The organism is Collimonas sp. OK607 (assembly GCF_900111995.1).
Lineage (GTDB): Bacteria > Pseudomonadota > Gammaproteobacteria > Burkholderiales > Burkholderiaceae_D > Collimonas.
Window position 1 is genome coordinate 1 of record NZ_FOKF01000089.1, and the last position, 1151, is coordinate 1151.

1 pseudogene is annotated in these 1151 nt (G+C 54.6%); it reads right to left on the reverse strand.

The annotated features are described in order from the left end of the window. Positions 1-62: 62 nt before the first annotated feature. Positions 63-791 (reverse strand): annotated as a pseudogene (locus BM029_RS25485) (reverse transcriptase N-terminal domain-containing protein); the annotation flags it as partial. Positions 792-1151: the final 360 nt, after the last annotated feature.

Genomic DNA, 1151 nt, shown 5'->3' on the forward strand with positions numbered 1-1151 from the left:
ACAGCTTCTGGACCACGGCGCCAGGCACTCCCTTGAAATGCGCAGCCCCAATTTTATACGGCAGTTTGCTCTGTTGTTGGTGGCGTTATGATGCCCCCTTGCGGGGTGCCGGCCTCTGTGGGGAAGAGTTCGTTTTGATACACGAATCCCGCTTTGAGCCATTTCTTTAGGGTCGCCTTGTCCGTAGGAACGTTGGCCACCATCCAGTCATGACTGATTTGGTCGAAACAGCCTTGGATATCGGCCTCCAGCACCCATTCCGCACTAACCTTTTTTGCGAGAGAGTTGAAGCATTGTTCCCCTGCGTCGGCAGTTGAGCGTTCCAGCCTGAACCCGTACGAGTTCAGGTCAGCAGTGGTTTCCGCAATGGGTTCCAGTGCCAGCAAATGTAACGCTTGCATGGCCCTGCATTTCATTACAGGTATGCCGAGCGGCCTTGTCTTGCCATTCTTCTTCGGAATCAACACCCTCCGAAGCGGAAGCGGCGAGTAACCCCGCCGCTTCATCGACGCAATCGCGTTGGTCTTTGCCGCCGGTGTTTTCCACGTTACCTTGTCCACACCGGGGGTGTTCTTGCCTTTATTTCCAGTCACTCGCTTGATGGCTAGTGCTTTGCCGCTGAACGAGTGGGTCAGCAACCACTGCAAGGCTCTCGCCTTGTTGTGCCTACCGTCCTGTGTCGCCTTCACAATACGCGTTTGCAGCCGTCTTACATGACGCTGGACATCGGCCCAATTGATGCCGTCCCATGCCATGCCGGAAGGTGCACACGCCAGTGTTGCAGCATTCATTTGCTTTCCTCCCGTGAAGATGGTTCTATAAACTCTCTTGTGAGGAGAGACCAAGAGGAAGTCTGCCCGCTTTCGCGTGGGGTGATGTTGCAACCCCTATCCGTCCCATTACAGGGCGGCGTTCGCTTTGTCCTCGATCCTGTTCCCGCACCGCCATTGGCAAACCTTACGGTCTGCTGTCCCCGAGAGGAGCGATACGGGGTTTCCACGTTCCACTTGCAAAAGTCTGTCGGGTTAGGTGCCTGCTATTGACCGGGAAGCATATTGCTGTGGTCTAATTTTGCCGGACACCTCAATGGGTGGATAATCCATCAACTGAGGAAAAGTACATGGCAAAGCAACGCAAGAAGTTCGACACGA